A 24,864-nucleotide genomic window follows, 5' to 3' on the forward strand; every position below is an offset into this window, starting at 1 on the left:
GTTGATTTGGTTGAATTCATGGAAGAGAAACATCACAGCGCCGTCGGCATCCAGGTGGACGAACACGGCATGCACCTGCCGACACGGTCGTCGGTATCGCGACGCGGGAAAATCGTCCTGATCGTGATCGGCGTGCTGCTGGCCGCCGGCGCCGCGCGAACGGTCGTCGTCAACGTGCTGAACCACAACCGGCTCGACGCGGTCGCCGAGCAGAACACGCGCCAGTACGTGACCATCGCGCATCCGGCCGATGCCGCCACCGGCGGCAAGCTGACGCTGCCCGGCACGCTGCGCGGTTTCGTCGAGGCGCCGATCTACGCCCGCGCGAGCGGCTACGTGTTGCGCTGGCAGGCCGACATCGGCGCGCACGTGAAGCAGGGCCAGACGCTCGCCGAACTCGACACGCCCGAGTTGAACCAGGAACTCGCGCAGGCCACCGCACAGCGCCAGCAGGCGCAAGCCGCGCTCGCGCTCGCGAAGACGTCGTTCGACCGCGCGCAGCAGTTGCGCCAGCGCGATGCCGTCTCGCAGCAGGAACTCGACGACCGGCAAGGCGCGTTCAACCAGGGCACCGCGAACCTCGCGGCGGCCGATGCGAACATGCGCCGCCTCACCGAGCTGAAAGGCTTCCAGCGGATCGTCGCGCCGATCGACGGGATCGTCACGCAGCGCAACGTCGACGTGGGCGATCTCGTCAGCTCCGGCAACGCGGGCCGCTCACTGTTCACGGTCGTGCAGGCCGACCGGCTGCGCCTCTACGTGCAGGTGCCGCAGGCGTATGCGCAGCAGGTGAAGGTCGGCCAGCACGTGAGCGTCGCGCAGGCCGAGCTGCCGGGCCGGACCTTCGACGGGACGGTCACGCGCACGTCCGAGGCGATCGACGTCGCGACGCGCTCGCTGCAGATCGAGATCACGCTGCCGAACCCGGACGGCCGGCTGCTGCCCGGCTCGTACGTGCAGGCGACACTGCCGATGACGCCGGTCGGCCGCCTGCAGGTGCCGGCCAATACGTTGCTGTTCCGCGCCGAAGGCCCGACGGTCGCCACCGTCGATGCGAATGGCCAGGTGCGCCTGAAGCAGGTGACGGTCGTGCGCACGATCGGGCAGACGCTCGAAGTCGACGGCCCGCTCACGCCGAACGACCGTCTGGTCACGAACCCGAGCGACGCGCTCGCGAACGGCGACCCGGTGATCGTCAAGGCGCCGGCCGCGAAGCCGGCCTCCGGCGCTGCGGAGGCGAAATCGTGATCGCGATGCGCGTCCGCCGGCGGCCCGCCGCCGTCTCCATCACGTCGGTTGCGCTCGCCGCCGCGCTCGCCGGCTGCACGGTCGGCCCCGATTACAAGCGGCCCGACGTCGACACGCCGGCCGCGTGGCGGCTCGATCCGGCGGATGCGTACTGGCACCCGGCCGCGCCGGCCCGCGCGCCGCTCGACCCGGCGTGGTGGACCGCGTTCGGCGATCCGCAGCTCGATGCGCTGGAAGCCGAAGCGCTGCGCAACAACCAGAACCTGAAAGCCGTCGCCGCGCGCTACGACCAGGCGAAGGCGACGCTCGCGTCGGTCGCCTCGGCGCAGTATCCGGCCGTCGGCCTGAACGCGAGCGGCCAGCGCTTCAAGATCTCCGCCGACCGGCCGCAGACCAACTACGCGACGAAAAGCGCGTCGACCGTGCAGAACGAGATCCAGGTCGGCGCGGCCGTCAGCTACGAGCTCGACCTGTTCGGCCGCGTGCGGCGCAGCGTCGAATCGGCGCAGGCGACCACCGAGCAGGCCGGCGACGATTTCGCGAACGCGCGCCTGGTGCTGACCGCGAATCTCGCGTCGAGCTATTTCGCGCTGCGCGAATTCGACACCGAGATCGACGTCGTCAAGCGTTCGATCGACCTGCAGCAGAAAGCGCTCGACTACGTGAGCGCGCGCCACGACCTCGGTGCGGTATCGGGCCTCGACCTGCTGCAGCAGCGCGCGCAGCTCGACGCGACGCGAACGCAGGCGCAGTTGCTGCTGCAGCAGCGCGTGCAGGTCGAAACCGCGATCGCGACGCTGGTCGGCACGCCGGCCCCCGCCTTCTCGATCGCACCGCGCGTCGTGCCGATCAACGCGCCGGCGCTGCCGACCGGCCTGCCGAGCGACGTGCTGCAGCGGCGCCCCGACGTCGCATCGGCCGAGCGCGCGATGGCCGCCGCGAATGCGCAGATCGGCGTCGCGCGCGCCGCGTATTTCCCGCGCATCACGCTGTCGCCCGATATCGGCTGGGACGCGACGCGCTTCGCCGGCCTGTTCACCGTGCCGGCGTTGCTGTGGTCGGTCGGCGGGTCGCTCAGCCAGCCGCTGTTCGAAGGCGGCAAGCTGAAAGCCGGCGTCGATTTCGCGCAGGCCGGCTATGTCGCCGCACAGGCCAGCTACCGGCAGACCGTACTCACCGCGTTCCAGGAGGTGCAGAATGCGGTCACGGGACTGTCGGTGCTCGCCGACGCCGCGCAGCAGGCCTCCGCGGCCGTCGACGATGCGCGCAAGCTCGTGTCGCTCGCGCAGGATCGCTACGCGGGCGGCCTGACGCCGTTCATCGACGTGCTGACGGCCCAACAGCAGTTGCTGACGAGCGAGCGGCAGGCCGTGCAGATCCAGGGCCAGCGCGCGGCGCTCGTCGTGTTTCTCGCGAAGGCGCTGGGCGGCGGCTGGGATGGCCATACCGCGGGCGGCGCCGCACCGGCCGAGGTCGCCACGACAGCGCCGGCGGCGGCCGCGGCGCACCCGAGCCCTTAACCGGATTACCCGGACAACGGATTCGAACATGAAAGTCCTGATCGTCGAAGACGAACCGAAAGTCGTTGAATACCTGAAGAGCGGCCTGACCGAGGAAGGCTGGGTCGTCGACACCGCGCTCGACGGCGAGGACGGCGCGTGGAAAGCCGTCGAATTCGACTACGACGTGGTCGTGCTCGACGTGATGCTGCCGAAGCTGGACGGCTTCGGCGTGCTGCGTGCATTGCGCGCGCAGAAGCAGACGCCCGTCATCATGCTGACCGCGCGCGACCGCGTCGACGACCGCGTGCGCGGGCTGCGCGGCGGCGCCGACGACTACCTCACCAAGCCGTTCTCGTTCCTCGAGCTGATCGAGCGGCTGCGCGCACTGACGCGCCGCGCACGCGTGCAGGAATCGACGCTGATCTCGATCGGCGACCTGCGCGTCGACCTGATCGGCCGCCGCGCGACGCGCGACGGCACGCGGCTCGACCTGACCGCGCAGGAATTCCAGCTGCTCGGCGTGCTCGCACGCCGCAGCGGCGAGGTGCTGTCGAAGACGACCATCGCCGAACTCGTGTGGGACGTGAACTTCGACAGCAACGCAAACGTCGTCGAAACGGCGATCAAGCGCCTGCGCGCGAAACTCGACGGCCCGTTCGCGGACAAGCTGCTGCACACGATCCGCGGCATGGGCTACGTGCTCGAGGCGCGCGAGGACGGCGACACCGAGAGGCCCGCATGAAACGCTCGATCGTCCTGCGGCTGTCGGCGATGTTCGGCATCGTGTCGCTGCTCGTGTTCACGCTGGTGGGCTGCGGGCTGTTCGTGATCATGGAGCGCCAGCTGTTCGCCGAGCTGCGCGCGACGCTCGACACGCGCACCAAGGTGGCCGAGATGATCGTGTCGCATGCGACCACGGCCATGCGCGGGCGTCTCATGCAGGAAAAGCTCGCCGACCTCGAACCGCCCGACGGCTCGACGCACTACCAGGTCGACAGCCCGAATCCGGATTTCCGCTTCGGCACGCCCGTCGACGGCGTGCCCGTCGGTGCACCGTTCGGCGCGTTCCAGCGCTACGCGCTGAACCACAGCACCTACGACGTGATGACGAAGACCGTCACGGTGGCCGGTAACGGCGAGCGGCCGGCGCTGAAGCTGATCGTCGCGAGCTCGTGCGAGCGCACGCAGCGGATGCTGCGCCGCTTCGGCTGGACGCTCGCCGGGCTGATCACGATCGCCACGATCATCACGCTGCTGCTGAGCCGCGCGGTGGCCCGCTTCGGGCTCGCGCCGCTCGACCGGCTGTCGCAGGACGCGTCGGCGATCAGTCTCGCGAACCGCCGCCAGCGGCTGCAGACCGACGCGCTGCCGCCCGAGCTGCGCGACCTCGCCACGTCGTTCAACGGTGCGCTCGACCGCATCCAGCAAACCTACGCGCGGCTCGAGGCGTTCAACGCGGACGTCGCGCACGAGCTGCGCACGCCGATCAGCATCCTGATCGGCCAGACCCAGGTCGCGCTGACCAGCCGCGACCGCACGGTCGAGCGGATGGAGCGGACGCTGCAGTCGAACCTCGAGGAATTCGAGCGGCTGCGCGTGATCATCAACGACATGCTGTTCCTGTCGCGCAGCGACCGCGGCGAACGCGCGACCGACCTGAAGGACGTGTCGCTCGCCGACGAAGTGCGGCGCATGCTCGACTTCCTCGAAATCCCGCTGGACGAAGCGCAGTTGCGCGCCGAGCTGCACGGCGATGCGCGCGCGGCCGTCGATCCGTCGCTGTTCCGCCGCGCGATGACGAACCTGCTGATCAACGCGATCCAGCATTCGGCGCCCGGCGCGACGGTGAACGTGACGATCACGCGCCGCGACACGCTCGTCGACATGGCGGTATCGAACCCCGGCGAGCCGATCGACCCGGTGCAGCGCTCGCACGTGTTCGAGCGCTTCTACCGGCTCGAGGAAGCGCGCGCGAACAGCAAGGAGAACCACGGGCTCGGGCTGTCGATCGTCAAGGCCGTGGCCGAGATGCACGGCGGCAGCGTATTCGTCGCGTGTTCGGGCGGCGTCAATACGTTCGGGTTCTCGGTATCGACCCAAGCCCGCGCAGGCGCCCCGCTGCGCCCGGCCGACGCGCGCGATGCGCGGCCGGCCCACGCGCCGCGCGCGCTGCACTGACGGCCGGCGCGACGAGGCCGCCCGCCGAGGGCAGTTTTCTTCAATACGGGCCCGTGCGGCGCCCGTAGTCTCGATGCGACTTTCGACATTTCGCATGGAGACATCCAATGAGCATGCTGGTTTCGATGGCCGCGTTCGCGCTCGCCTCGTCGATCACCCCCGGTCCCGTCAACATCGTCGCGCTCAGTGCCGGCGCACGCCACGGCCTCGGCGCGAGCCTGCGCTATGCGGCCGGCGCGACGCTCGGCTTCGTCGCGCTGTTCCTGCTGATCGGCCTCGGGCTGCACGCGGCGCTCGCGCGCTGGCCGGTGCTGACGACCGCCACGCAGTGGTCGGGGATCGCGTTCCTGCTTTATATGGCGCTGCGGCTCGCGCTCGACGACGGGCGGCTGTCGGCCGACCCGGACGTGGCCGGCCCGTCGGCGGCCGCCGGCGCGGCGATGCAGTGGCTGAATCCGAAAGCGTGGCTCGCATGCGTGGCCGCGATGGGCGCCTATGCGACCGATGGTGACCGCGCGCAGGTCTGGCAGTTCGCCGCGCTGTACCTGGTGATCTGTTTCGCGTCGATCGCGTGCTGGTCGTATGCGGGCGCGTCGCTGCGGCACCGGCTCGCGAACGCGCGGCACATGCGCGTGTTCAACCGGCTGATGGCGCTGCTGCTCGCGGGCAGCGCACTCTTCCTGCTCGACGTCTAGTGCCTGCCGTTCAGCTCGTCGCGCTGCGGTACTGTCCGGGCGTCGCGGCTGCGATCCGCCGGAACGCGCGCTGGAAATGCGCCTGGTCGGCGAAGCCCGCGTCCAGCGCGACGTCGGCGATCGGCCGGCCGCGGCGCAGCTCCGTGCGGCCGTACTGCACGCGGCGATCGATCAGGAAGGCATGCGGCGTCATCCCGTAGCGGGCGTTGAACGCGCGGATCAGGTATGACGGCGACAGATCGGCCGCCGCGCAGATCGCATCGAGCGTGACGCCCTCACGGCAGTGTGCGGCGATGTAGTCGGCCGCGCGCGCGAGCCGCGCGTTGTCATCACCGGAGCGCGGGCCGGGCAGTTCGCGATCGAGCGCGCCGTGCAACGCCGTGAAGAACTCGACCGCCGCACTCTCCTTGCCGAGCGGATCGATGCCGGGTGCGACGAGCGTGCGATAGAAGCCGCCAAATTGCGCGAACAGGTCGCGCCGTTCAGTCAACTTCTGCGAAAAGCCGTGAAAATCGCTGTTCGGATCGCGGCCCAGCGAATGCTGAAGCCGCGCGAGCCACGGCACGTCGACATAGACCATCCGGTACGCCCATGCGTCGGGACCGTACGGATTGCACGCATGCACCTGTTCCGGATCGATGATCACGAGCACGCCGCGCCCGACCTGCTCGTTCGTCGCGCCGTTCACGTACGTGCTCGTGCCGCCGACGATCGCGCCCACCGAAAACGTGTCGTGCGTGTGCTTCGCATAACAGATCGCGCGGCCGTCGTCGACGGTGCGCGCCTCGATGAACGGCAGCGCGGCATTACGCCAGAACGGCGACGGTACGACGGATCGGTTGGCGGTACGGCTCACGCGGCGGGCTCCCGGTTCGGACGGCGAACGCTCACCGTACAAGACTGTGCGACACCGCGCAACCGGATCGGCGGATCGCCAGTTGCAGCTTCAATACCGGATCGCGCCGTTTCGCCTAAGCTTTGAATTCCGTCCGCCGCGGCACCCGCAGCGATTCCGTTCATTCCTCTCCCGTCACGCACATGCATATCGATCTGAAAGGCAAGACCGCGGTCGTCACCGCCTCCACCGCCGGCATCGGGCTCGCGATAGCCGAAGGGCTCGCGCGCGCCGGCGCGCGCGTCGTCGTCAACGGCCGCAGCGATGCGTCGGTGCAGTCCGCGCTCGCGCACCTGCGCGCCGCCATCCCCAATGCAGACTTCGACGGCGTCGCGGCCGACCTGTCCGATGCCGCCGGCGTCGCGCGCATCACGCAGCACACGCCGGATGCCGACATCCTCGTCAACAATGCGGGCATCTACGGCCTGAAGGCGTTCTTCGAGATCGACGACGCCGAGTGGGAACATTACTTCCAGACGAACGTGATGTCCGGTGTGCGGCTCGCGCGGCATTACCTGAAGGGGATGATCGAACGCAATGCCGGGCGCGTCGTGTTCATTTCGTCGGAATCCGGCTTGAACATCCCGGTCGACATGATTCATTACGGGTTCACGAAAACGGCGCAGCTGTCGATCGCACGCGGCCTCGCGAAGCTCGCGGCGGGCACCCACGTGACCGTCAATTCGGTGCTGCCGGGGCCGACGATGTCGGACGGCGTGCGGGCGCTACTGAAGGAAACGGCCGACGAAACCGGCCGCAGCGTCGAGGACGTGGCCGTGGATTTCGTGCGCAACCACCGCTCGAGCTCGATCATCCAGCGGCCGGCAACACCGGAGGAAGTCGCGAACCTGGTGGTCTACGTGTGCTCGCCGCTCGCGTCGGCAACGACGGGCGCCGCGTTGCGGGTGGACGGCGGCGTAGTCGACACGATCGCGTAACGGCGAACGGGCAAGGCCGCCGCGCTAGCGCGAGGCGGCCTTGCCCGGCTGGAGCGTGCCCTTGCGGTCGGCATTCATGCAGGAATCGAAGCCGTATTGCGTGACGACGCCGGCCCTGTCGAACACGACGAAATACTCGCGGTGATCGTTGCCGTGCTCGATGAAATAGTTGTAGCAGACGCCGTTGCCGTTGCGGACCATCCATACGCTGCGCGGATTGCCTGCGGCCCGGACGACATCGGCGCGCGTCGCGCCGTGTCGCGACGCGGCCCTCGCGAGCGGCGTGCGCGAATACGAAAACGGCAGCCACGAGTCGAACCACGCGCAACCGTGCAACATCAGGCAGCTGGCGGCCAGGGACAGCGCCGCTGCGGGACGGGACATCGTAATCAATCGCATGCTTGGGAAAATCTGCCGCGCCATGCCGGCGTCATCGAAAGCCCCATGCTACTCGACCTTTGGGTCCGGATCGAAAAGAAATGTAGAGATCTTTATCCGAATCCTCGCATTGCATGCTTCGGCACGAGCATGATCGACGCCCGTCGCGGCGGCCGATGCGCGCGTGAACACGCATCCGTACCATCGCTTCCTGCGGCCTCGACACGCATCGTCACGCATTGTCACGCGATCCATTCGGCCCACAGCATCGTCAGCACCGTCATCAGTGCGGGGCCGACGAACAGCCCGATCAGCCCGAACGTCTCGGCGCCGCCGAGGATGCCGAACAGCACCAGCAGGAACGGCAGCCGCGCGGAACTGCCGATCAGCACCGGCCGCACGAAGTGCTCGGCCACGAACACGACGACGAACCCGAGCACGGCCACCACGATGGCCCACATGGTCGCGCCCTGTACGAACAGCCACAGCGCCGCGCTGCAGAACACGACGGGCGCGCAGAACGGCAGCATCGCGGCGATCGCCGTGACGAGGCCGAGCAGCGCCGCATGCGGGACGCCGGCCAGCGCATACGCGACACCGAGCAGCGCGCCCTCGCCGAGCCCGACGACGACGAGCCCCGTCACCGTGCCGAACACGGCCGACACCATCCGTTCGATCAGCTCCGCGCCGCTGTGCCCGAACGCGCGCCGTGCGCCCTGCAGCAACGCCCCCGACAGCTTGTGGCCGGCGCGCAGGATCACGAACAGCGTGACGAGCATGAAGCCGAATTCGAGCAGCGCGTGCGCGAGCTTCGTGCCGAACTGCCGCCCGAACGCGAGGAATTTCTCGCTGTTGACGCCGTGCATCGCGGTGGCCGCATGCAGCGGATGGCCAAGGTTGGCCTGCCACCATTCGGTGATCTGCGCCGCACCGTAAGGCAGCCTCGCGACCACGTCCGGTACCGGGATGCCGTTTTCCTGGATCGTGCGCAGCCACTCGCGCAGGTCATGCACCTGGCCGATCGCCTGGGTCGCCGCGACGGCCACCGGCAGCACGACCAGCAACGAGATCGCCGCCGTGATGACGAGCGCGACGAGCGTCGGGCGGTTGCGGAACAGCCGGTGCGATTCGAAGCGCTTGAGCATCGGCCACATCGCGATGGCGATCACGCAGGCCCACGCGATGGCGGGAATGAAATCGCGGATCACCCACAGCGCGATGACCAGCAGCGCCGCAACCAGCACGGCGCGGGAGACCTGCTGCGTGCGCGGCCGTGCGGCGGGCTCGGGAGACGACGGGACATGTGCGCCCATGGCACCTCTGTCGAAATGAAAAAAAAGGCGGTCCGCGCAGGCAACCGGCCTGCGCGAACCGCCATTCTATCCATCGGCGCCGGATCGGCGGCGCATGTGATGCGCGCGCCGCCCCGGCATCCCGCCCGCTCAGGCCACCTTGTCGGCGGTCCGGTAACGCTCGAGCCAGTGTGCGTACGGCGCGGGCAGCGTCCACGACGGACGCTCGACGCCGAGTTGCTTGGCCGCGTAGTACGGCCAGTGCGGATCGGCCAGATGCGCGCGGCCGACCATCACGAGATCGAGCTGCTCTTCCGCCACCACGCGGTTCGCCAGTTGCGGCGTGTCGATCCCCCACGCGGACGACACCGGCAGCCCGGCCTCGCGGCGCACGCGCTCGGCGATCGGCGCGAGGAACGCCGGGCCCCACGGAATCTGCGCGTCGGGCGTCGAGAAACCGACCGACACGCTCAGCATGTCGAGCCCTTCCTGCTTCAGCCGCTGCGTGAGCGCGATCGATTCGGCGAGCGTCTCCTCGTCACGGCCGTCGTACTCGATCACGCCGAAGCGCGCGGTCAGCGGCAGATGCTCGGGCCACACCTTGCGCACGGCCGCCAGCGTCTCGACGAGGAAGCGGCCGCGGTTCTCGGCCGAGCCGCCGTATTCGTCGTCACGCTGGTTCGCATGCACCGAGAAGAAACTCTGGCCGAGATAGCCGTGCGCGAAGTGCAGTTCGAGCCATTCGAAGCCCAGGTCGCGCGCACGCATCGCCGACGCAACGAAGTCGGCCTGCACGCGTGCAATGTCGTCGCGCGTCATCGCGCGCGGCGTCTTCGGCAGATGCGCGCCGAACGGCACGGCCGACGGCGCGATGGTCTGCCAGCCGCGCGGATCGCCGTCGGCGATATGGTCGTCGCCTTCCCACGGACGGTTCGCGCTCGCCTTGCGGCCCGCGTGCGCGATCTGGATGCCGGGCACCGCACCGGCCGCCTTGATCGCCGCGACCGACGGCGCGAACGCTTCGGCCTGCGCATCGTTCCACAGCCCCGCGCAGCCCGGCGTGATGCGCCCTTCCGGCGACACGGCCGTCGCCTCGGCGATCACGAGGCCCGCACCGCCACGCGCGATGCCGGCCAGATGCACGTGATGCCAGTCGTTGACGACGCCGTCCTCGGCGACGTACTGGCACATCGGCGGCACCGCGATGCGGTTGCGCAGCGTGACATCCTTGAGTTTGAACGGTTCGAACAGGGCAGACATCCACGGCTCCTTTGCTTGGTTCTGCAAAACGACTGGGAACACGTCGTGCAACGTGCACGACGGAACGATTCGGGCCGTCGACGGGCCGGCTTGCACCCGACGACGGATGCGGGATGGCGCCGGCCCGGCCGGCGCCCCTGGCTCAACGGCGGCCGAGCTGCGCGAGCAGCGCCTCGGCGGCAGGCTCCGACGACGCGGGGTTCTGCCCCGTGATCAGCAGCCCGTCGGTGACGACATGCGGCGCCCAGTCGGCGCTGCGCTCGAACTCCGCGCCGTTGGTCTTCAGCATGTCCTCGACCAGGAACGGCACGACTTCCGTCAGTTCGACGGCCGCTTCCTCGCTGTTGGTGAAGCCCGTCACACGCTTGCCGCGCACGACCGATTCGCCGGTCTGCGGGTTCTTCACGTGACGCAGCACGCCCGGCGCGTGGCACACGGCCGCGACCGGCTTGCCGGCCGCCAGCGCGCGCTCGATCAGGCCGATCGAATGCAGATCCTCGGCAAGATCCCACAGCGGGCCGTGGCCGCCCGGATAGAACACGGCGTCGTAGTCGTCGATGGACACGTCGGCGAGCTTGCGCGTCGAAGCCAGCTCGGCCTTGGCCGCCGCGTCGGCGTCGAAGCGGCGCGTCGCGTCGGTCTGGGCCGTCGGGTCGCTGCTTTTCGGGTCGAGCGGCGGCTGGCCGCCCTTCGGCGACGCGAGCGTCAGCTCGACGCCCGCATCCTTGAACGTGTAATACGGCGCGGCCAGTTCCTCGAGCCAGAAGCCGGTCTTCTTGCCGGTGTCGCCGAGCGTGTCGTGCGAGGTCAGGACAACCAGAATCTTCATGATCGGACACTCCTTCGAAAATGGATGACGGGAACGGGGCCGCTCGACCGGCAAATCCGCCCGGTCGGCGCGGCACGCCTGTCGGTTAGTCAGCTGTGACGCGTCAACGTGCGACCCGTGCATCCGAATGCGGCCCGCATCTATTAGACCAGTCGTCTAGAACAATTCGAAATAAAACGACGGCGTCTCGCTGCATCATCAGCATCACAGCGCGAAATGGCATCCGGATGGCATTTTCGTGTCTTCGTTGCATGCGCCGCGGACGTCGTCGCATTCATCGGAACGGATGATAGCCCCGGATTAGACCGGTCGTCTAGTAAACGAACAATCGCCCCTGCCGTCGTCATGGCCTTTTCGGTGGAGCGCGAACCGCCGGCATCTGCCGTCGCTCGCGCCCCTCACCTGCGCCGTGGCGGCTAGCCGCGCAACGGACCGTCCGTGTCACCCGCCTCGATCGCCGGTGCTTCGAGCCGCTGCTCGCGAACACCGTCGCCCAGCAGCCGCAGCATCAGTTCCGCCAGCGCGCGCCCCGACGCGTGGCCGGTCGGCTGCACGACCGCCGTCACGCGATGCGGATGCGCGAGGCCCGGCGGCACGCCGTCGTAGACGATCAGCGACATGCCCTCGCCCAGGCGCAGCCCGCTGTCCACGAGCGCCCGAAACGCGCCGCCGCCCGCGATATTGTTGTCGACCAGCAGCGCCGTCGGCCGCTCGTCGCGCGCGAGCAGCGCCCGCGCCGCCTGCAGCCCGCCGTCGTGCGTAAACGGACACTCGACCAGCAGCGCCGGATCCGGCTCGATACCGGCTTCGCGCAGGGCCGACAGATAGCCTGCACGGCGCTGCGCGGCGAAATTCAGCGCCAGCGGCGCGCTGATCATCGCAATGCGTCGATGCCCGAACGCCGTCAGCCGACGCACCGCGTCCCGCGCGCCGGCCTCGTTGTCGAAGTCGAACCACGCATACGGCTCGGCCACCTGCGTCCGGCCGTAGGCCACGTACGGAAACGCGCTCTCTTGCAGATACGCGATGCGCGGATCGTCGACCAGCGTGCGTGCGACGATCAGGCCGTCGACGAGTTTGCCGTCGACGATGCGCCGATAGGTGTCCAGTTCCGCGTTCGGGCGCGCCGACGCGATGATGAAATCGAGATTGCGTTCCGCGAGCCGCTCGGTGATGCCCGCGACGACCTCGCCGAAACGCGGATCGCCGAGATCGCCCGCGCCGAACGGGTAGACGATCCCGATCATGTCCGCCCGCCCGGTCGCGAGCCGGCGCGCGGTCGGATCCGCCACATAGCCCATTTCCCGGGCGGCCCGCGCCACGCGCTCGCGCGTGGCCTCGCTGACGTCGTCGTAACCGTTCAGCGCGCGGCTGACCGTCGTCCGCGACAGCCCGAGCGCGTCCGATAGCGCCTTTAGATTCACCTTCACCGTCGTTCCTCGCATTCCATGTGCCGCACGGCATGCCGATTGGCGGCAATTATTTCCGCTCGGTAGTGATTACCGTCAAATAATTATCTTTTGACGTCCAAACCGGTTTGAAATAGCATCCAAACCGGTTTGGACATCGATGCCCACTCAGCCGTTCACTTTCACCTTTTCAGGAAACGACGACGAGATGACATACTTTTCCCTTTTCCGCCCGACGGCGGCCCAACGCTTGTTCCTCGCTGGCGGCGCACTCGCCGCCTTCGCGTCCGTCGCGCATGCGCAGTCCGGCGGCACGGGCGCGCCCATGCCCACGCCCCATACGCAACAGGCCTACGATCCCGAAGGCAACTTCACGATGCGCTGGACGCGGGCGGACATTCGCCAGATCGTCGCGCAGTCGCATACCGCCGGCGCCGACAAGAACTCGCTGCCGCAGGCGCTGACGATGCCTGACATCCCGCAGGATTTCCCGCTGATCAATTCGAACGTGTGGGTGTGGGACACGTGGCCGCTGGCCGACCTGCGCGCGAACCAGCTCAGCTACAAGGGCTGGGAGGTGATCTTCTCGCTCACCGCCGATCCGCATGCGGGCTACACGTTCGACGACCGTCACGTCCATGCGCGCATCGGCTTCTTCTACCGTCGCGCGGGCATCCCCGCGTCGCAGCGCCCCGCGAACGGCGGCTGGACCTGGGGCGGCCACCTGTTCCCCGACGGCGCCAGCGCCAAGGTGTTCGGCACCGCGCCGATGACCAACAACGCCGAATGGTCAGGCTCCGCGCGCCTCACGCAAGGCGACAACGTCAGCCTCTACTACACCGCGACGTCGTTCAACCGCTCGGCGCCCGGCGGCGCCGACATCACGCCGCCGCAGGCGATCATCACGCGCACCGACGGCCATATCCACGCCGACGCCACGCACGTCTGGTTCAGCGGCTTCGACGATCACAAGGCGCTGCTGCAACCGGACGGCAACTACTACCAGTCCGGCCAGCAGAACACCTACTTCTCGTTCCGCGACCCGTTCGTGTTCACCGATCCGGCGCACCCCGGCAAGACCTACATGGTCTTCGAGGGCAACACGGGCGGCCCGCGCGGCGCACGCACCTGCAACGAAGCCGATCTCGGCTACGCGCCGAACGATCCGTACAAGGAAGATCTCAACGCGGTGATGAATTCGGGCGCAGTGTATCAAAAGGCCAATGTCGGCCTGGCGGTCGCGACGAACCCGCAATTGACCGAGTGGAAGTTCCTGCCGCCGATCCTGTCGGCGAACTGCGTCGACGACCAGACCGAGCGCCCGCAGATCTACCTGAAGGACGGCAAGTACTACCTGTTCACGATCAGCCACCGCACGACGATGGCCGCCGGCGTCGACGGGCCGGACGGCGTGTACGGCTTCGTGGGCAACGGCATCCGCAGCGACTTCCTGCCGCTGAACGGCGGCAGCGGCCTCGTGCTCGGCAACCCGACCGACTTCTCCGCGCCGGCCGGCGCGCCGTACTCGCAGGATCCGAACCAGAACCCGCGTGAATTCCAGTCGTATTCGCACTACGTGATGCCGGGCGGGCTCGTCGAGTCGTTCATCGATGCGATCGGCGCGCGCCGCGGCGGCACGCTCGCGCCGACGGTGAAGGTCAACATCAACGGAACGTCGACGGCGGTCGATCGCGCCTATGGACGCGGCGGGCTCGGCGGCTACGGCGACATTCCGGCGAACCTGCCCGCGACCGGCGCCGGCCACAACGGCGGCAACGGCCAGTGAAAAATCGGGATACCCAACAATAACGAACGCTGGTAGAGGCACGGGGTTAGGGAGGCGCCTATCGCGCGTGTCGCGTGCGCGCCTCCTCTTTTTTCTTCCATCCATGGTGCGCATCGCCGTTGAAGGCGGCATGCGCCCTCCTTTCCCGCTTTGCACGACGAAGCACGGCCCCCCGCATGATATCGACGTCTTTCCGCTTTTCCATCCGGATCACCCGGTTGCTGCTCGCCTGCGTGGCCTGCACCCAGGTCGCTGCCGCGCCTTGCAACGCACCGGCTGAACAGGGCACACCGCAATGGCGGCCCGCGCTCCACTACACGCCGCAGCGCAACTGGATGAACGACCCGAACGGCCTCGTCTACGACAACGGCCGCTATCACCTGTTCTATCAATACAATCCGCTCGGCAACGACTGGGGCAACATGTCGTGGGGCCATGCGACGAGCACCGATCTCGTCCACTGGCGCGAGCAGCCGGTCGCGATGCGCGCGAACGCGACGGAGGAAATCTTCTCGGGCTCGATCGTCGCCGACACGCTCAATACGTCCGGGCTCGGCACGCCGGGCCACACGCCGCTCGTCGCGCTTTATACGAGCGTGTACAAGACGGGCTCCGGTCACGCGCCGGGCGTCCAGGCGCAATCGCTCGCGTACAGCCTCGATCACGGCGCGACCTGGCAGCCGTACGCACACAATCCGGTGCTGACGCTCGATCCGGAATCGAAGCAATTTCGCGATCCGAAAGTGTCGTGGTATGCGCCGGGCGGCTACTGGCTGATGACGACGGTCGTTGCCGACGCGCACGTCGTGAAGCTCTATCGCTCGGACGACCTGATCCACTGGAATTTCCTCAGCGACTTCACGCGGCCGGGCGTGCCGCACGACGGCACGCTGTGGGAAATGCCCGACCTGGTGCCGCTTCCGCTCGACGGCGACCCCGCCCGCATCCGTTGGGTGATGATCGTCAACGTCAATCCGTGGTCGATCGCCGGCGGCTCCGGCGCGATGTACTTCGTCGGCGACTTCGACGGCCGCACGTTTACGCCGGATCGCGTTGCGCCCGCCGGCTCGGATCCCGCGCAATTCCGCTGGGTCGATCATGGCGCGGATTTCTACGCAGCCGGCACCTTTTCGGGCGCGCCCGGCTCACGGCCGGTCGCGATCGCGTGGATGAGCAACTGGGATTACGCGGCGAAAGTGCCGACCACGCCGTGGCGCGGCGCGACGACCCTGCCGCGCGAACTGTCGCTGAAAACGATCGACGGCGAACCGACGCTCGTCGTCGAACCGGCCGCCGCGTTCGATGCCTGGGCGGACGGCAGGCCCGCCGTGCATGAAGGCGACCTCACGGTCGATTCCACGACGCGCGCGCTGTCGGCCGCGACGCGCGGCGTCGTCCAGCGCATCACGGTCACGATCGCGCCGCAGCATGCGGCACGGGCAGGCCTGATCGTCCGGCGCTCGGCGGATGGCTCGGTCGGCACCCGGATCGTGTACGACACGGCAAAGCGCACGCTGACGCTCGACCGTTCGATGTCCGGCGTAACCAATTTCGCCGACACGTTCAGCCGCGAACACATCGTGGACCTGCCGCTCGAGCATGGGCGGTTGCGGCTCGAGATCGTCGTCGATCGCGGTTCGGTGGAAGTGTTCGCGAACGGCGGCCGAGTCGCGCTCACCGACCTGATCTTCCCGCCGCTCGATGCGGACCGCGTCGCCGTGTTCGCCGAACACGGCCGCGCGACGTTCTCCGGGCTCACGGTGACGCAGCTCGAAGCCGGTGGTGACGGGCATGGCGCCTGTGCGGCGCGATAGATGCGATGGGCGGACGGCCATTGGTCCTGCATGAGACGGGGGCTGTCCGTCCGGCATGACGCCGGTCGGTTGCAGCCCCCGCGTGAGCCCCACCGATCAGAGCAAGCCCATCCCGCCCGACGCGATGATCTCCGCGCCCACGATGAACGCGGATTCCGGCGCACTGAGGTGCAGCACCGTCGACGCGATCTCGTCCGGCGTGCCGAACCGGCCGACCGGCACGAGGCCCTTGATCTTCTCTGCCGTTTCGTCGAGCGTGGCCGCGTCGAGCCCGAGCTTGCCGTAGAGCGGCGTCTGCACGGGCCCCGGGCTCACGACGTTCACGCGCACGCCGTGCGGCAGCAACTCCGTCGACAGCGTCTTCGCGAACGAATTGACGGCCGCCTTGCTCGCCGCATACACCGACGAGCCGGGCATCCCGATGTGCGCGTTGATCGAGCCGTTGATCACGATCGACGCGCCGCGGTTCAGCAGCGGCACCAGCGACTGGATCTGGAAATACGCGCCCTTCACGTTGGTGTTGAACACGAGATCCCACATGGCCTCGTCGCTGTCGGCGAACGGCGCGAGCTTCGCGACGCCCGCGTTGATGAACACGGCGTCGAGACGCGCCCCCGCCGACGCGATTGCATCGGCCAGCGCACGGGCCGACGCGACGCTGCCGGCCTCGTTGCGGATCGCCAGCGCGCCTTCGCCGAGCGTTTGCCGCGCGGCCTCGAGCGTCTGCGCATCGCGCCCGGTGATGATGACGCGCGCGCCTTCTGCCGCGAATGCCTTGGCGGCCGCCAGGCCGATACCGCTGTTGCCACCCGTGACGAGGACCGTCTTTCCTTCGAAGCGTTGCATGATGTTCTCCTGTGAACCGGTGAGTTGACCGTGAACACAGGATGCGCGCGGCGCCCGGTCGTGCCGTACGACGGGCGTGACGAACATGTTCGAAATCTTCGAACGTGTTTAGGCGGGCGGGTTCGCTTGCCCTGTCCTGTTCCGTGCTGCGTCAGCCGGCCACGTCGATGCCGTCGAGCAGGCGCTGCGCGAGCCGCGGCTCGCGCAATTGCTCGAGCCACCATTGCAGTGCGCGGCCGTCCCGGTCGCCGTGCCATGCGACATACAGCAGGTTCGGCTCGCGCGGATCGGCCGTCTGCCTTTCCACGAGTTCGCCGCGCGCGAGCAGCGACGCCACACGCCGGCGCGGCACCCAGCCGACGCCGAGCCCGTCACGCTGCGCGAGGATCTTCGCACGCATCGACGGCACCGCCAGCACGGCCTGCCCGCCGAGCAGGCCATACGCGCGGCCGGCCGCGCGCCGCGACGAATCGGCGACGACGACGGCCCGGTGCGCACCGATCGCGTCCCGCGTCAGCGCGCCGCTCACGGCGGCCAGCGGATGGCGCGGCGACACCGCGAACACCCACTCCATCGCACCCAGCTCGAACCACTTGAAACCGGGAATCGCCGGCGGCTCGTTGGTCGCGCCGATCACCAGGTCCGCGCGCCCGTCGCGCAGCGCTTCCCAGGTCCCGCCGAGCACTTCGTGCGTGAAACGCAGCGACACGCCCGAGTCGAGCGCATCGAACGCGCGGACGACCGGCAGCAGCGTGTCGAACTCCAGCACCTCGTCGCTGACGATCCACAGCCGGTCCTCCCAGCCGCTCGCGACCTGCCGCACCCGCTGCGTCAGCCGTGCGACGTCCAGCGCCAGCCGCGCGGCTTCGTCGGTCAGCAACTGGCCGGCCGGCGTGAGCTGCAGCCGGTAGCCGCGGCGGTCGAACAGCAGTGCGTCGAAGCGCGTTTCGAGCTGGCGCGCCGCGTGCGACACCGTCGACGGCGCCTTGCCGAGCCGCGCGGCCGCGCGCGACAGGCTGCCGGTGGCGCGGATCGCGTCGAGCAGCGCAAGTTCGTCTTCGGACAGCATGGGCACGCTCCGGTGTGAGTTTGTCGTGGATCGTAAGGCAGCGGCGGGCCGGGGTCCAATCGGAGGATACGGGCAGCGGATGCCGGTCACTGGGCTGTCCGGCCGCTTCCGCCCGCCTTTCCGATTCCTGGCGGCCTGGCGATCGGTGCCGGCGTGCCGCCAAGCCAACGCCGCAGCCGACTTCCGGTATGCTGATCGGCACGAATTGAACGCAATCGAGGTAACCACTGCGATGGACATCGCGATCCGTATCGAAGGCCGTCACGACCTCACGGGGCAGATCTTCCGTCAACTGCGCACCGCGATCGTCGACGGGCGGCTCGCCGGCGGCGCGCGGCTGCCGTCGACGCGCGACCTCGCGAAACAGCTCGGCGTATCGCGCAAGACGACGCTCGACGCGTTCGAGCGTCTCGTCGCCGAGGGTTACCTGACGACGCGCGCGGGCGACGGCACGTTCGTCGCCGACGGCCTCGCGCGCGTGCCGCACGCGGCGGCCATGTCGGCGCCCTCGCTCGTCGAATACACGCCGCGCATCGACGCGGTCGATGCGCGCGCGCTGTGGGACGAGTTGCCCGACGCGCTCGCGATGCCCGCGCCGCAGGATGCGCCGGGCTTCGACTTCCGCGGCGGCGTGACCGACAAGGCGCTGTTCCCGTTCGACGCGTGGCGGCGCTGCCTGCATCACGCGCTGCGCCAGCAGATGCGCGGCCCCGCCCGGTACCACGACCCGGCCGGCGATCCGCAGTTGCGCGGCGCGATCGCGCGCTACGTCGCGTTCAGCCGCGCGGTCGCGAGCGGCTGGGACGACGTGCTCGTCACGCAAGGCGCGCAACAGGCGCTCGACCTGATCGCCCGCGTCGTCGTGCGGCCTGGCGACGTGGTCGCGGTCGAGGATCCCGGCTATCCGCCCGCGCGCGCCGCGTTCGCGTCGCTCGGCGCGACGGTGATCGGCGTGCCGGTCGACGCGCAAGGGCTGGTGACGGAGCGGCTGCCCGACGACGCGCGCCTCGTCTACGTGACGCCGTCGCATCAGTTCCCGCTCGGGATGCCGATGACGCTGGACCGGCGCGTCACGCTGCTCGAATGGGCGCAGCGCCGCCGCGCGGTGATCATCGAGGACGACTACGACGGCGAGTTCCGCTTCGAGGGCCGGCCGGTGGAATCGCTGAAGAGCCTCGACCGCACGGGGCTCGTCGCGTATGTCGGCACGTTTTCGAAGACGATCTTTCCGGAACTGCGGATCGGCTACGCGATTCCGCCGCGCGCGCTGCGCGGCGCGCTGACCAAGGCGAAGCAGATCGTCGACTGGCACACCTGCACGCTGACGCAGGCGGCGCTTGCGCGTTTCATGCTCGAAGGCGATTTCGCGCGGCACCTGAAGCGCGCGCAGAAGCACTACGATGCACGCCGCAAGATGCTGATCGCGCATCTGCGCGGCGAACTCGCGCCGTGGTTCGACGCGATCGTGCCGACCGCCGGCATCCACCTCGCGGCCTACCTGAAGCCGGGGCTCGACGAAGCGGCGCTGGTCCGCGCGGCCCGCGCGCAGGACATCGGCCTGTACGGCATCTCGGCGTTCCACGTCGGCGTGCCGGTCCGTGCGGGGCTGCTGTTCGGCTATGGCGGGATCGACACGCTGCGCATCGACACGGCGCTCGCGACGCTGGCCGGCCTGCTGGATTCGGACGCCATGGGCAGCTCGCCACTGGTTACCTGAATTTTCCGGAAATTGGCCATTCAAGCAGGCCAGTGTGCGTCTTAAAGTGGGTCCTGTCGCGCCACCGCGCGCTCCAACCGAAAAAGGACCTGCCATGCAACCCCGCCTGAACTTCTACGCCGCCAGCCCGAATGCGATCAAGGTGATGCGCAACGCCGAGGAATTCCTCGCGAAGAGCTCGATCGAGAAGCCGCTCGCCGAACTCGTCCGGCTGCGCGCGTCGCAGATCAACGGCTGCGCGTTCTGCGTCGACATGCACACGACCGACGCGCGCAAGGGCGGCGAAACGGATCGCCGCCTGGCCACCGTCGTCACGTGGCGCGAGACGCCGTTCTTCACCGAGCGCGAACGCGCGGCGCTGGAATGGACCGAGGCGCTGACGCTGGTCGCCAGCAACCACGTGCCCGACGCCGTCTGGGAAGCCGTGAAGCCGCACTTCACCGATGAGGAGCTGTTCGACCTGTCGATGCTGATCGCGACGATCAACTCGTGGAACCGCTTCGCGATCGCGTTCCGCAAGATGCCCGAGTAAGGAGCCGACGATGATGGACGCTACGCTCCGTCGCGCCGCCCTGTGCGCATCGCTCGCGGCCGGCGTCGCGCTCCTGCCGGCCGCTGCCCGGGCGCACGATGCCCGCGACAACGTGCACACGATCATGCAGCAGGCCGTGCCCGAAGCGCCCGGCAAGCTCGCGGTCGTCGCGACCGTCGACTATGCGCCCGGCCAGGCCTCCGACGCCCACCAGCACCTCGGCTCGGTGTTCGCGGTCGTGTCGAAAGGCGAAGTGCTGTCGCAGGTGAACGGCGGCCCGCTGCACCGCTACCGCGCCGGTGAGGGCTGGTACGAGGCGCCCGGCTCACGCCACCAGGTGTCGCGCAACGCGAGCGCGACCGAGCCAGCGCAGCTCGTCGTGTTCGGGCTGACCGGCGAACACGTGCCGCTGACGTCGCCGATCGATCAGTAACCGCTTTACGGGGGGGGCGTGCCATCGTCCAGGCACGCGCCCTCGCTTCACGAGCGGGCTCCCTGCCGGTTCCGTGCCGTGGCCCCGCCACGCTCGCCGCTTCTCCATTAGCTGCTCCCTACACTCCGCCACCGGTTTGCCGCACCGCGCCGCGTCACGTCCCCGCCTCGCCCGCCCGCGTCCGCATTCGACGCTCGCCTGATCGCGATCAACTCCGGCGAAAACCCTTCCTTGAAATTAACTAACTCATCAATTAGCGTCGATTTCATGAACGCGAAATCCACCGTCGCCAGGCCGCGCGGGCGCCGCCCGTCGGTCGACGATTTCGACCTGCGCGACCACATGCTCGACGTCGCGATGCAGTTGTTCGCCGAGCGCGGCATCGCCGCGACGACGGTCGCGCAGATCGCCGCCGCCGCCGGCGTCACGTCGGCGATGGTCCACTACTACTTCACGAATCGCGAGCAACTGCTCGACGCGATCGTCGAGGAGCGGCTCGTGCAGGTCATCGCGTTCGTGTGGCGACCGACCGAGCCGCAGGTCGAAAACGACCCGTTCGCGCTCGTCGCCGAACTCGTCGACCGCTTCTTCGACGTCACGCACCGCATGCCGTGGCTACCGTCGATCTGGTTGCGCGAGATCATCCATGAGGGCGGGCTGCTGCGCGAGCGGATGGTCCGGCGCATTCCGCTCGAACATATCGGGCGCTTCGCCGAACGCATCCGCGGCGCGCAACAGGCCGGCACGCTGAACCCCGCGCTCGAACCCGCGTTCCTGTTCCATTCGATCATCGCGCTGGTGATGCTGCCGCTCGCGACCGCGAAACTGTGGCAAAGCGCGCGCGGCCTGCCGCCGATCGACCGCGACGTGCTGCATCGCCATGTCCGCGCACTGCTCGGTTCGGGCCTGCAGCCGCCGGCCGCTCCGCCTCGCGCGCCGGTCCGCTCGCGACGGAGGCGGTCGTGAACCCGGCCCGCGCGTTGCCGCTCGCGCTGGCCGCCGCCGTCGCGCTGCTCGCCGGTTGCGGACGGCAAGCGAGCAACGGCACGACCTACCAGGGCTACGTCGAAGGCGAGTTCGTGTACCTGTCGTCGTCGCAATCGGGCACGCTCACGCAGTTGTCGGTCGCGCGCGGCCAGGCCCTCGCTGCCGGCGCGCCGGCCTTCTCGCTCGAAGCCGTCAGCGAAACGGCCGCGCTGCTGCAGGCGCAGCACCAGCTCGCGGCCGCCCGCGCGCAGCTTGCCGATCTGCAGACGGGCAAGCGCCCGCCGGAAATCGCGGTCACGCAGGCGCAGCTCGCGCAGTCCACCGCACAAGCCGCCCGGGCCGCCGCTCAGCTCGTGCGCGACGAAAGCCAGTACGCGGCTGGCGGCCTGTCGAAACAACAGCTCGACGATTCGCGCACGTCCGCGCAAACGACCGCCGCGCAGATGCACGAACTTCAGAAACAGGTCGACGTCGCGCGTCTGCCGGGACGCGCGCAGCAGGTCGCCGCGCAGGCCGCGCAGGTCGACGCCGCTCAGGCGGCAGTCGCCGAGGCGCAATGGAAGCTCGATCAGAAGCGCGTCGCCGCACCCGCGGCCGGGCGCGTGTACGACACGCTGTACCGCGTCGGCGAATGGGTGCAGGCCGGCAATCCGGTCGTGCAGATGCTGCCGCCGCAAAACCTGAAGGTGCGCTTCTTCGTGCCGGAGGCCGCCATCGCATCGCTCGCGCCGGGGCGCACGGTCGCGATCCACTGCGACGGCTGTGCGGCCGACGTGACCGCGCGCGTCACCTATGTCTCGAGCGAGGCCGAATACACGCCGCCCGTGATCTACAGCAACGAAAGCCGGACCAAGCTCGTGTTCATGATCGAGGCGCGCCCGGCCGTCGCCGACGCGGCGAAGCTCCATCCGGGCCAGCCCGTCGCCGTGAGGGTGCCGTGAACGCGCCGCCGGCACCGTACGCGATCGACGTCGATCGCCTGAACAAGCATTTCGGCGACAAGCACGTCGTGAAGGACGTGTCGCTGCGCGTTGCGCGCGGCGAGATCTTCGGCTTTCTCGGGCCGAACGGCAGCGGCAAGACCACGTCGATCCGGATGATGTGCGGGCTGCTCACGCCCGACTCGGGCAGCGGCACCTGCCTCGGCTACGACATCGTGCGCGACAGCGCGCAGATCAAGCGGCGCGTCGGCTACATGACGCAGCGCTTCTCGTACTGGGAAGACCTGTCGATCCGCGAGAACCTCGATTTCGTCGCGCGCGTGTACGGGATGCCCGACCGCAAGGCGGCCGTCGCGCGCGCACTCGACGGGCTCGGCCTCGCGAGCCGCGCGGACCAGCTCACGGGCGCGCTGTCGGGCGGCTGGAAGCAGCGCCTCGCGCTGGCCGCCTGCATGCTGCACGAGCCGGCGCTATTGCTGCTCGACGAGCCGACGGCCGGCGTCGATCCGGCCGCGCGCCGCGACTTCTGGGAAGAACTGCATCGGCTGGCCGCGCAAGGGATCTCGGTGCTCGTCAGCACGCACTACATGGACGAGGCCGAGCGCTGCCACAAGCTTGCGTACATCGCGTACGGCGAGCTGCTCGCGCAGGGCACGTCGGCGGAGATCGTCGCGTCTCAAGGGCTCGCGACCCGCGCGATCACCGGTGCGCATCTGAGCGAACTGTCCGCGCGCCTGCGCACGATGCCGGGCGTCGACCAGACGGTCGTGTTCGGCTCGGCGCTGCACGTGAGCGGCCGCGATCGCGCGCAGCTCGACGCGACGCTCGCGCAGGTCGCGGCGCAAGCCGACGGGCCTGCCGCGCTGCAGGTCGCGCCGATCGACACAGGGCTCGAGGATGTCTTCATCTACATGATGGGCCGTGCCTCCGGGCCGCCCCGCGGAGCATCGTCATGAACGCGTGGGCGCGCCTGCGCGACGCGTTCTCGGTCGCCCGCTGGTGGAGCATCGTGCTGAAGGAATTCCTGCAGCTGCGGCGCGACCGCGTGACGTTCGCGATGATCGTCGGCGTGCCGATCATCCAGCTCGCGCTGTTCGGCTTCGCGATCAACACCGATCCGAAACACCTGCCCACTGCGGTGATCGTCGCCGATGCGAGCCCGTTCGCGCGCAGCTTCGTCGCCGCGATGCGCAATTCCGCGTACTTCGACGTCGTCGAGACGCTGCCCGACGAAGCGGCCGGCCGCCGCGCGCTCGCACGCGGCGACGTGCTGTTCGTCTTGAACGTGCCGGCCGACTTCTCGCGCCGGCTGCTGCGCGGCGAGCGGCCGTCGCTGCTCGTCGAGGCGGACGCCACCGATCCCGTCGCGACCGCGTCGGCGATCGGCGCGCTGTCCGGCCTCGTGCAGCCGGTCGCGGACAAGGACCTGACCGGCCCGCTCGCCCACCTGAACGGCCGCCCGGCCGCGTTCGACGTCGTGCTGCACCGGCTGTACAACCCCGAGGGCATCACCCAGTACAACGTCGTGCCGGGCCTGATGGGCGTGATCCTGACGATGACGATGGTGATGATGACGGGCCTCGCGATCACCCGCGAACGCGAGCGCGGCACGATGGAGAATCTTCTCGCGACGCCCGTGCGGCCGCTCGAGGTCATGACGGGCAAGATCGTCCCGTACGTGCTGATCGGGCTGATCCAGGTGTCGATCATTCTCGCGGCTGCCCGCTTCGTGTTCGAGGTGCCGTTCGTCGGCGGCGTGTTCGCCATCTACCTGTCCGCGCTGCTGTTCATCGCCGCGAACCTGACGGTCGGCATCACGCTGTCGTCGCTCGCGCAAAACCAGTTGCAGTCGATGCAGCTCGCGGTGTTCTATTTCCTGCCGAACATCCTGCTGTCGGGCTTCATGTTCCCGTTCGCCGGGATGCCGAAGTGGGCGCAGTTCATCGGCAACCTGCTGCCGCTCACCTACTTCAACCGCCTCGTGCGCGGCATCCTGCTGAAAGGCAACGGCTGGAGCGACCTGTGGCCGTCCGTGTGGCCGGTCGCGCTGTTCACCGTCGTCGTGATGGGCGTCGCGCTGCGGTTCTACCGGCGTACGCTCGACTAGGTGCCGCA

At 68.9% G+C, this 24,864-nt stretch carries 23 protein-coding genes; 15 read left to right on the forward strand and 8 right to left on the reverse strand.

Annotated elements, in window-relative coordinates:
• Positions 1-18 precede the first annotated feature (18 nt).
• The 5 genes from C5O79_RS18930 (at position 19) to C5O79_RS18950 (ending at position 5,623) form a co-directional block, all read left to right on the forward strand.
• Positions 19-1,248, forward strand: coding sequence for an efflux RND transporter periplasmic adaptor subunit (locus C5O79_RS18930; protein WP_122475706.1), 1,230 nt, complete (start codon positions 19-21; stop codon positions 1,246-1,248).
• A gap of 5 nt (positions 1,249-1,253) precedes the next feature.
• On the forward strand, positions 1,254-2,768 hold the full coding sequence (locus tag C5O79_RS18935; RefSeq protein WP_122475704.1) for an efflux transporter outer membrane subunit: 1,515 nt from the start codon (positions 1,254-1,256) through the stop codon (positions 2,766-2,768).
• A 28-nt stretch (positions 2,769-2,796) separates the two neighbouring features.
• Positions 2,797-3,492 carry a heavy metal response regulator transcription factor gene (locus C5O79_RS18940; RefSeq protein ID WP_021159240.1) on the forward strand — a complete coding sequence of 232 codons (696 nt, stop codon included), beginning with the start codon at positions 2,797-2,799 and terminating at the stop codon, positions 3,490-3,492.
• Positions 3,489-4,928: a heavy metal sensor histidine kinase gene (locus tag C5O79_RS18945; protein ID WP_047850060.1), complete on the forward strand. Its 1,440-nt coding sequence runs from the start codon at positions 3,489-3,491 to the stop codon at positions 4,926-4,928. Before C5O79_RS18940 ends, C5O79_RS18945 begins: the two co-directional genes overlap by 4 nt.
• A 107-nt stretch (positions 4,929-5,035) precedes the next feature.
• A complete protein-coding gene (locus tag C5O79_RS18950) occupies positions 5,036-5,623 on the forward strand; it encodes a LysE family translocator (protein WP_046547701.1) in 588 nt (195 codons plus the stop codon).
• A 10-nt stretch (positions 5,624-5,633) separates the two neighbouring features.
• Here the strand turns inward: C5O79_RS18950 and C5O79_RS18955 are convergent, their stop codons facing one another.
• Positions 5,634-6,479, reverse strand: a complete 846-nt coding sequence (locus C5O79_RS18955; RefSeq protein WP_047850064.1) for an AraC family transcriptional regulator — start codon at positions 6,477-6,479, stop codon at positions 5,634-5,636.
• A 182-nt stretch (positions 6,480-6,661) separates the two neighbouring features.
• On the opposite strand from C5O79_RS18955, the gene C5O79_RS18960 reads away from it, so the two are divergent.
• Complete coding sequence (locus C5O79_RS18960) at positions 6,662-7,456, forward strand: SDR family NAD(P)-dependent oxidoreductase (protein WP_122475702.1); 795 nt, start codon at positions 6,662-6,664, stop codon at positions 7,454-7,456.
• A 24-nt stretch (positions 7,457-7,480) separates the two neighbouring features.
• Here the strand turns inward: C5O79_RS18960 and C5O79_RS18965 are convergent, their stop codons facing one another.
• The 5 genes from C5O79_RS18965 to C5O79_RS18985 form a co-directional block, all read right to left on the reverse strand.
• Positions 7,481-7,855 carry a hypothetical protein gene (locus tag C5O79_RS18965; RefSeq protein WP_122477419.1) on the reverse strand — a complete coding sequence of 125 codons (375 nt, stop codon included), beginning with the start codon at positions 7,853-7,855 and terminating at the stop codon, positions 7,481-7,483.
• A gap of 221 nt (positions 7,856-8,076) precedes the next feature.
• Positions 8,077-9,147 (reverse strand): AI-2E family transporter, encoded by a 1,071-nt coding sequence (locus C5O79_RS18970; protein ID WP_122475700.1) that lies wholly within the window; start codon positions 9,145-9,147, stop codon positions 8,077-8,079.
• 129 nt (positions 9,148-9,276) lie between these two features.
• Entirely contained in the window at positions 9,277-10,386 is a 1,110-nt protein-coding gene (locus C5O79_RS18975; protein ID WP_122475697.1) for an NADH:flavin oxidoreductase/NADH oxidase, read from the reverse strand.
• 142 nt (positions 10,387-10,528) lie between these two features.
• Positions 10,529-11,215, reverse strand: a complete 687-nt coding sequence (locus tag C5O79_RS18980; RefSeq protein WP_046547696.1) for a type 1 glutamine amidotransferase domain-containing protein — start codon at positions 11,213-11,215, stop codon at positions 10,529-10,531.
• A gap of 416 nt (positions 11,216-11,631) precedes the next feature.
• Positions 11,632-12,660: a substrate-binding domain-containing protein gene (locus C5O79_RS18985; protein WP_122475695.1), complete on the reverse strand. Its 1,029-nt coding sequence runs from the start codon at positions 12,658-12,660 to the stop codon at positions 11,632-11,634.
• Positions 12,661-12,832: 172 nt separating this feature from the next.
• Between C5O79_RS18985 and C5O79_RS18990 the strand changes: the two genes are divergently transcribed.
• Together C5O79_RS18990 and C5O79_RS18995 are read left to right on the forward strand one after the other, a co-directional pair.
• Positions 12,833-14,410, forward strand: coding sequence for a glycoside hydrolase family 68 protein (locus C5O79_RS18990; RefSeq protein ID WP_046547694.1), 1,578 nt, complete (start codon positions 12,833-12,835; stop codon positions 14,408-14,410).
• A 176-nt stretch (positions 14,411-14,586) separates the two neighbouring features.
• The gene (locus tag C5O79_RS18995; protein ID WP_122475693.1) at positions 14,587-16,224 is read left to right on the forward strand and encodes a glycoside hydrolase family 32 protein; all 1,638 of its coding nucleotides are present in this window, start codon (positions 14,587-14,589) and stop codon (positions 16,222-16,224) included.
• A gap of 96 nt (positions 16,225-16,320) precedes the next feature.
• Here the strand turns inward: C5O79_RS18995 and C5O79_RS19000 are convergent, their stop codons facing one another.
• Entirely contained in the window at positions 16,321-17,070 is a 750-nt protein-coding gene (locus C5O79_RS19000) for an SDR family oxidoreductase (RefSeq protein WP_039356765.1), read from the reverse strand.
• A 151-nt stretch (positions 17,071-17,221) separates the two neighbouring features.
• Positions 17,222-18,139 carry a LysR family transcriptional regulator gene (locus tag C5O79_RS19005; RefSeq protein WP_046547692.1) on the reverse strand — a complete coding sequence of 306 codons (918 nt, stop codon included), beginning with the start codon at positions 18,137-18,139 and terminating at the stop codon, positions 17,222-17,224.
• A gap of 232 nt (positions 18,140-18,371) precedes the next feature.
• On the opposite strand from C5O79_RS19005, the gene C5O79_RS19010 reads away from it, so the two are divergent.
• The 7 genes from C5O79_RS19010 to C5O79_RS19040 all read left to right on the forward strand — a co-directional run bounded on the left by C5O79_RS19010 (position 18,372) and on the right by C5O79_RS19040 (position 24,856).
• Positions 18,372-19,856, forward strand: coding sequence for a PLP-dependent aminotransferase family protein (locus C5O79_RS19010; protein WP_047850070.1), 1,485 nt, complete (start codon positions 18,372-18,374; stop codon positions 19,854-19,856).
• Between the two features lie 94 nt (positions 19,857-19,950).
• A complete protein-coding gene (locus C5O79_RS19015; protein WP_006479143.1) occupies positions 19,951-20,388 on the forward strand; it encodes a carboxymuconolactone decarboxylase family protein in 438 nt (145 codons plus the stop codon).
• 10 nt (positions 20,389-20,398) lie between these two features.
• Positions 20,399-20,821 carry a cupin domain-containing protein gene (locus C5O79_RS19020; RefSeq protein ID WP_047850071.1) on the forward strand — a complete coding sequence of 141 codons (423 nt, stop codon included), beginning with the start codon at positions 20,399-20,401 and terminating at the stop codon, positions 20,819-20,821.
• A 267-nt stretch (positions 20,822-21,088) separates the two neighbouring features.
• The gene (locus C5O79_RS19025; RefSeq protein ID WP_122475691.1) at positions 21,089-21,787 is read left to right on the forward strand and encodes a TetR/AcrR family transcriptional regulator; all 699 of its coding nucleotides are present in this window, start codon (positions 21,089-21,091) and stop codon (positions 21,785-21,787) included.
• Positions 21,784-22,749: an HlyD family efflux transporter periplasmic adaptor subunit gene (locus C5O79_RS19030; RefSeq protein ID WP_047850073.1), complete on the forward strand. Its 966-nt coding sequence runs from the start codon at positions 21,784-21,786 to the stop codon at positions 22,747-22,749. Before C5O79_RS19025 ends, C5O79_RS19030 begins: the two co-directional genes overlap by 4 nt.
• Positions 22,746-23,705 carry an ABC transporter ATP-binding protein gene (locus C5O79_RS19035; protein ID WP_046547687.1) on the forward strand — a complete coding sequence of 320 codons (960 nt, stop codon included), beginning with the start codon at positions 22,746-22,748 and terminating at the stop codon, positions 23,703-23,705. Before C5O79_RS19030 ends, C5O79_RS19035 begins: the two co-directional genes overlap by 4 nt.
• On the forward strand, positions 23,702-24,856 hold the full coding sequence (locus tag C5O79_RS19040; protein WP_046547686.1) for an ABC transporter permease: 1,155 nt from the start codon (positions 23,702-23,704) through the stop codon (positions 24,854-24,856). The genes C5O79_RS19035 and C5O79_RS19040 overlap by 4 nt, the downstream gene beginning before the upstream one ends.
• The last annotated feature ends 8 nt before the right edge of the window (positions 24,857-24,864 follow it).

The organism is Burkholderia sp. SRS-25, from assembly GCF_004343765.1.
Classification (GTDB): Bacteria; Pseudomonadota; Gammaproteobacteria; order Burkholderiales; family Burkholderiaceae; genus Burkholderia; species Burkholderia contaminans.

Coding starts and splice junctions, on each gene's coding strand:
- C5O79_RS18930 (WP_122475706.1), top strand. CDS start 19: ATGGAAGAGAAACATCACAGCGCCGTCGGCATCCAGGTGGACGAACAC.
- C5O79_RS18935 (WP_122475704.1), top strand. CDS start 1,254: ATGCGCGTCCGCCGGCGGCCCGCCGCCGTCTCCATCACGTCGGTTGCG.
- C5O79_RS18940 (WP_021159240.1), top strand. CDS start 2,797: ATGAAAGTCCTGATCGTCGAAGACGAACCGAAAGTCGTTGAATACCTG.
- C5O79_RS18945 (WP_047850060.1), top strand. CDS start 3,489: ATGAAACGCTCGATCGTCCTGCGGCTGTCGGCGATGTTCGGCATCGTG.
- C5O79_RS18950 (WP_046547701.1), top strand. CDS start 5,036: ATGAGCATGCTGGTTTCGATGGCCGCGTTCGCGCTCGCCTCGTCGATC.
- C5O79_RS18960 (WP_122475702.1), top strand. CDS start 6,662: ATGCATATCGATCTGAAAGGCAAGACCGCGGTCGTCACCGCCTCCACC.
- C5O79_RS18965 (WP_122477419.1), bottom strand. CDS start 7,855: ATGCGATTGATTACGATGTCCCGTCCCGCAGCGGCGCTGTCCCTGGCC.
- C5O79_RS18970 (WP_122475700.1), bottom strand. CDS start 9,147: ATGGGCGCACATGTCCCGTCGTCTCCCGAGCCCGCCGCACGGCCGCGC.
- C5O79_RS18975 (WP_122475697.1), bottom strand. CDS start 10,386: ATGTCTGCCCTGTTCGAACCGTTCAAACTCAAGGATGTCACGCTGCGC.
- C5O79_RS18980 (WP_046547696.1), bottom strand. CDS start 11,215: ATGAAGATTCTGGTTGTCCTGACCTCGCACGACACGCTCGGCGACACC.
- C5O79_RS18985 (WP_122475695.1), bottom strand. CDS start 12,660: ATGCGAGGAACGACGGTGAAGGTGAATCTAAAGGCGCTATCGGACGCG.
- C5O79_RS18990 (WP_046547694.1), top strand. CDS start 12,833: ATGACATACTTTTCCCTTTTCCGCCCGACGGCGGCCCAACGCTTGTTC.
- C5O79_RS18995 (WP_122475693.1), top strand. CDS start 14,587: ATGATATCGACGTCTTTCCGCTTTTCCATCCGGATCACCCGGTTGCTG.
- C5O79_RS19000 (WP_039356765.1), bottom strand. CDS start 17,070: ATGCAACGCTTCGAAGGAAAGACGGTCCTCGTCACGGGTGGCAACAGC.
- C5O79_RS19005 (WP_046547692.1), bottom strand. CDS start 18,139: ATGCTGTCCGAAGACGAACTTGCGCTGCTCGACGCGATCCGCGCCACC.
- C5O79_RS19010 (WP_047850070.1), top strand. CDS start 18,372: ATGGACATCGCGATCCGTATCGAAGGCCGTCACGACCTCACGGGGCAG.
- C5O79_RS19015 (WP_006479143.1), top strand. CDS start 19,951: ATGCAACCCCGCCTGAACTTCTACGCCGCCAGCCCGAATGCGATCAAG.
- C5O79_RS19020 (WP_047850071.1), top strand. CDS start 20,399: ATGATGGACGCTACGCTCCGTCGCGCCGCCCTGTGCGCATCGCTCGCG.
- C5O79_RS19025 (WP_122475691.1), top strand. CDS start 21,089: ATGAACGCGAAATCCACCGTCGCCAGGCCGCGCGGGCGCCGCCCGTCG.
- C5O79_RS19040 (WP_046547686.1), top strand. CDS start 23,702: ATGAACGCGTGGGCGCGCCTGCGCGACGCGTTCTCGGTCGCCCGCTGG.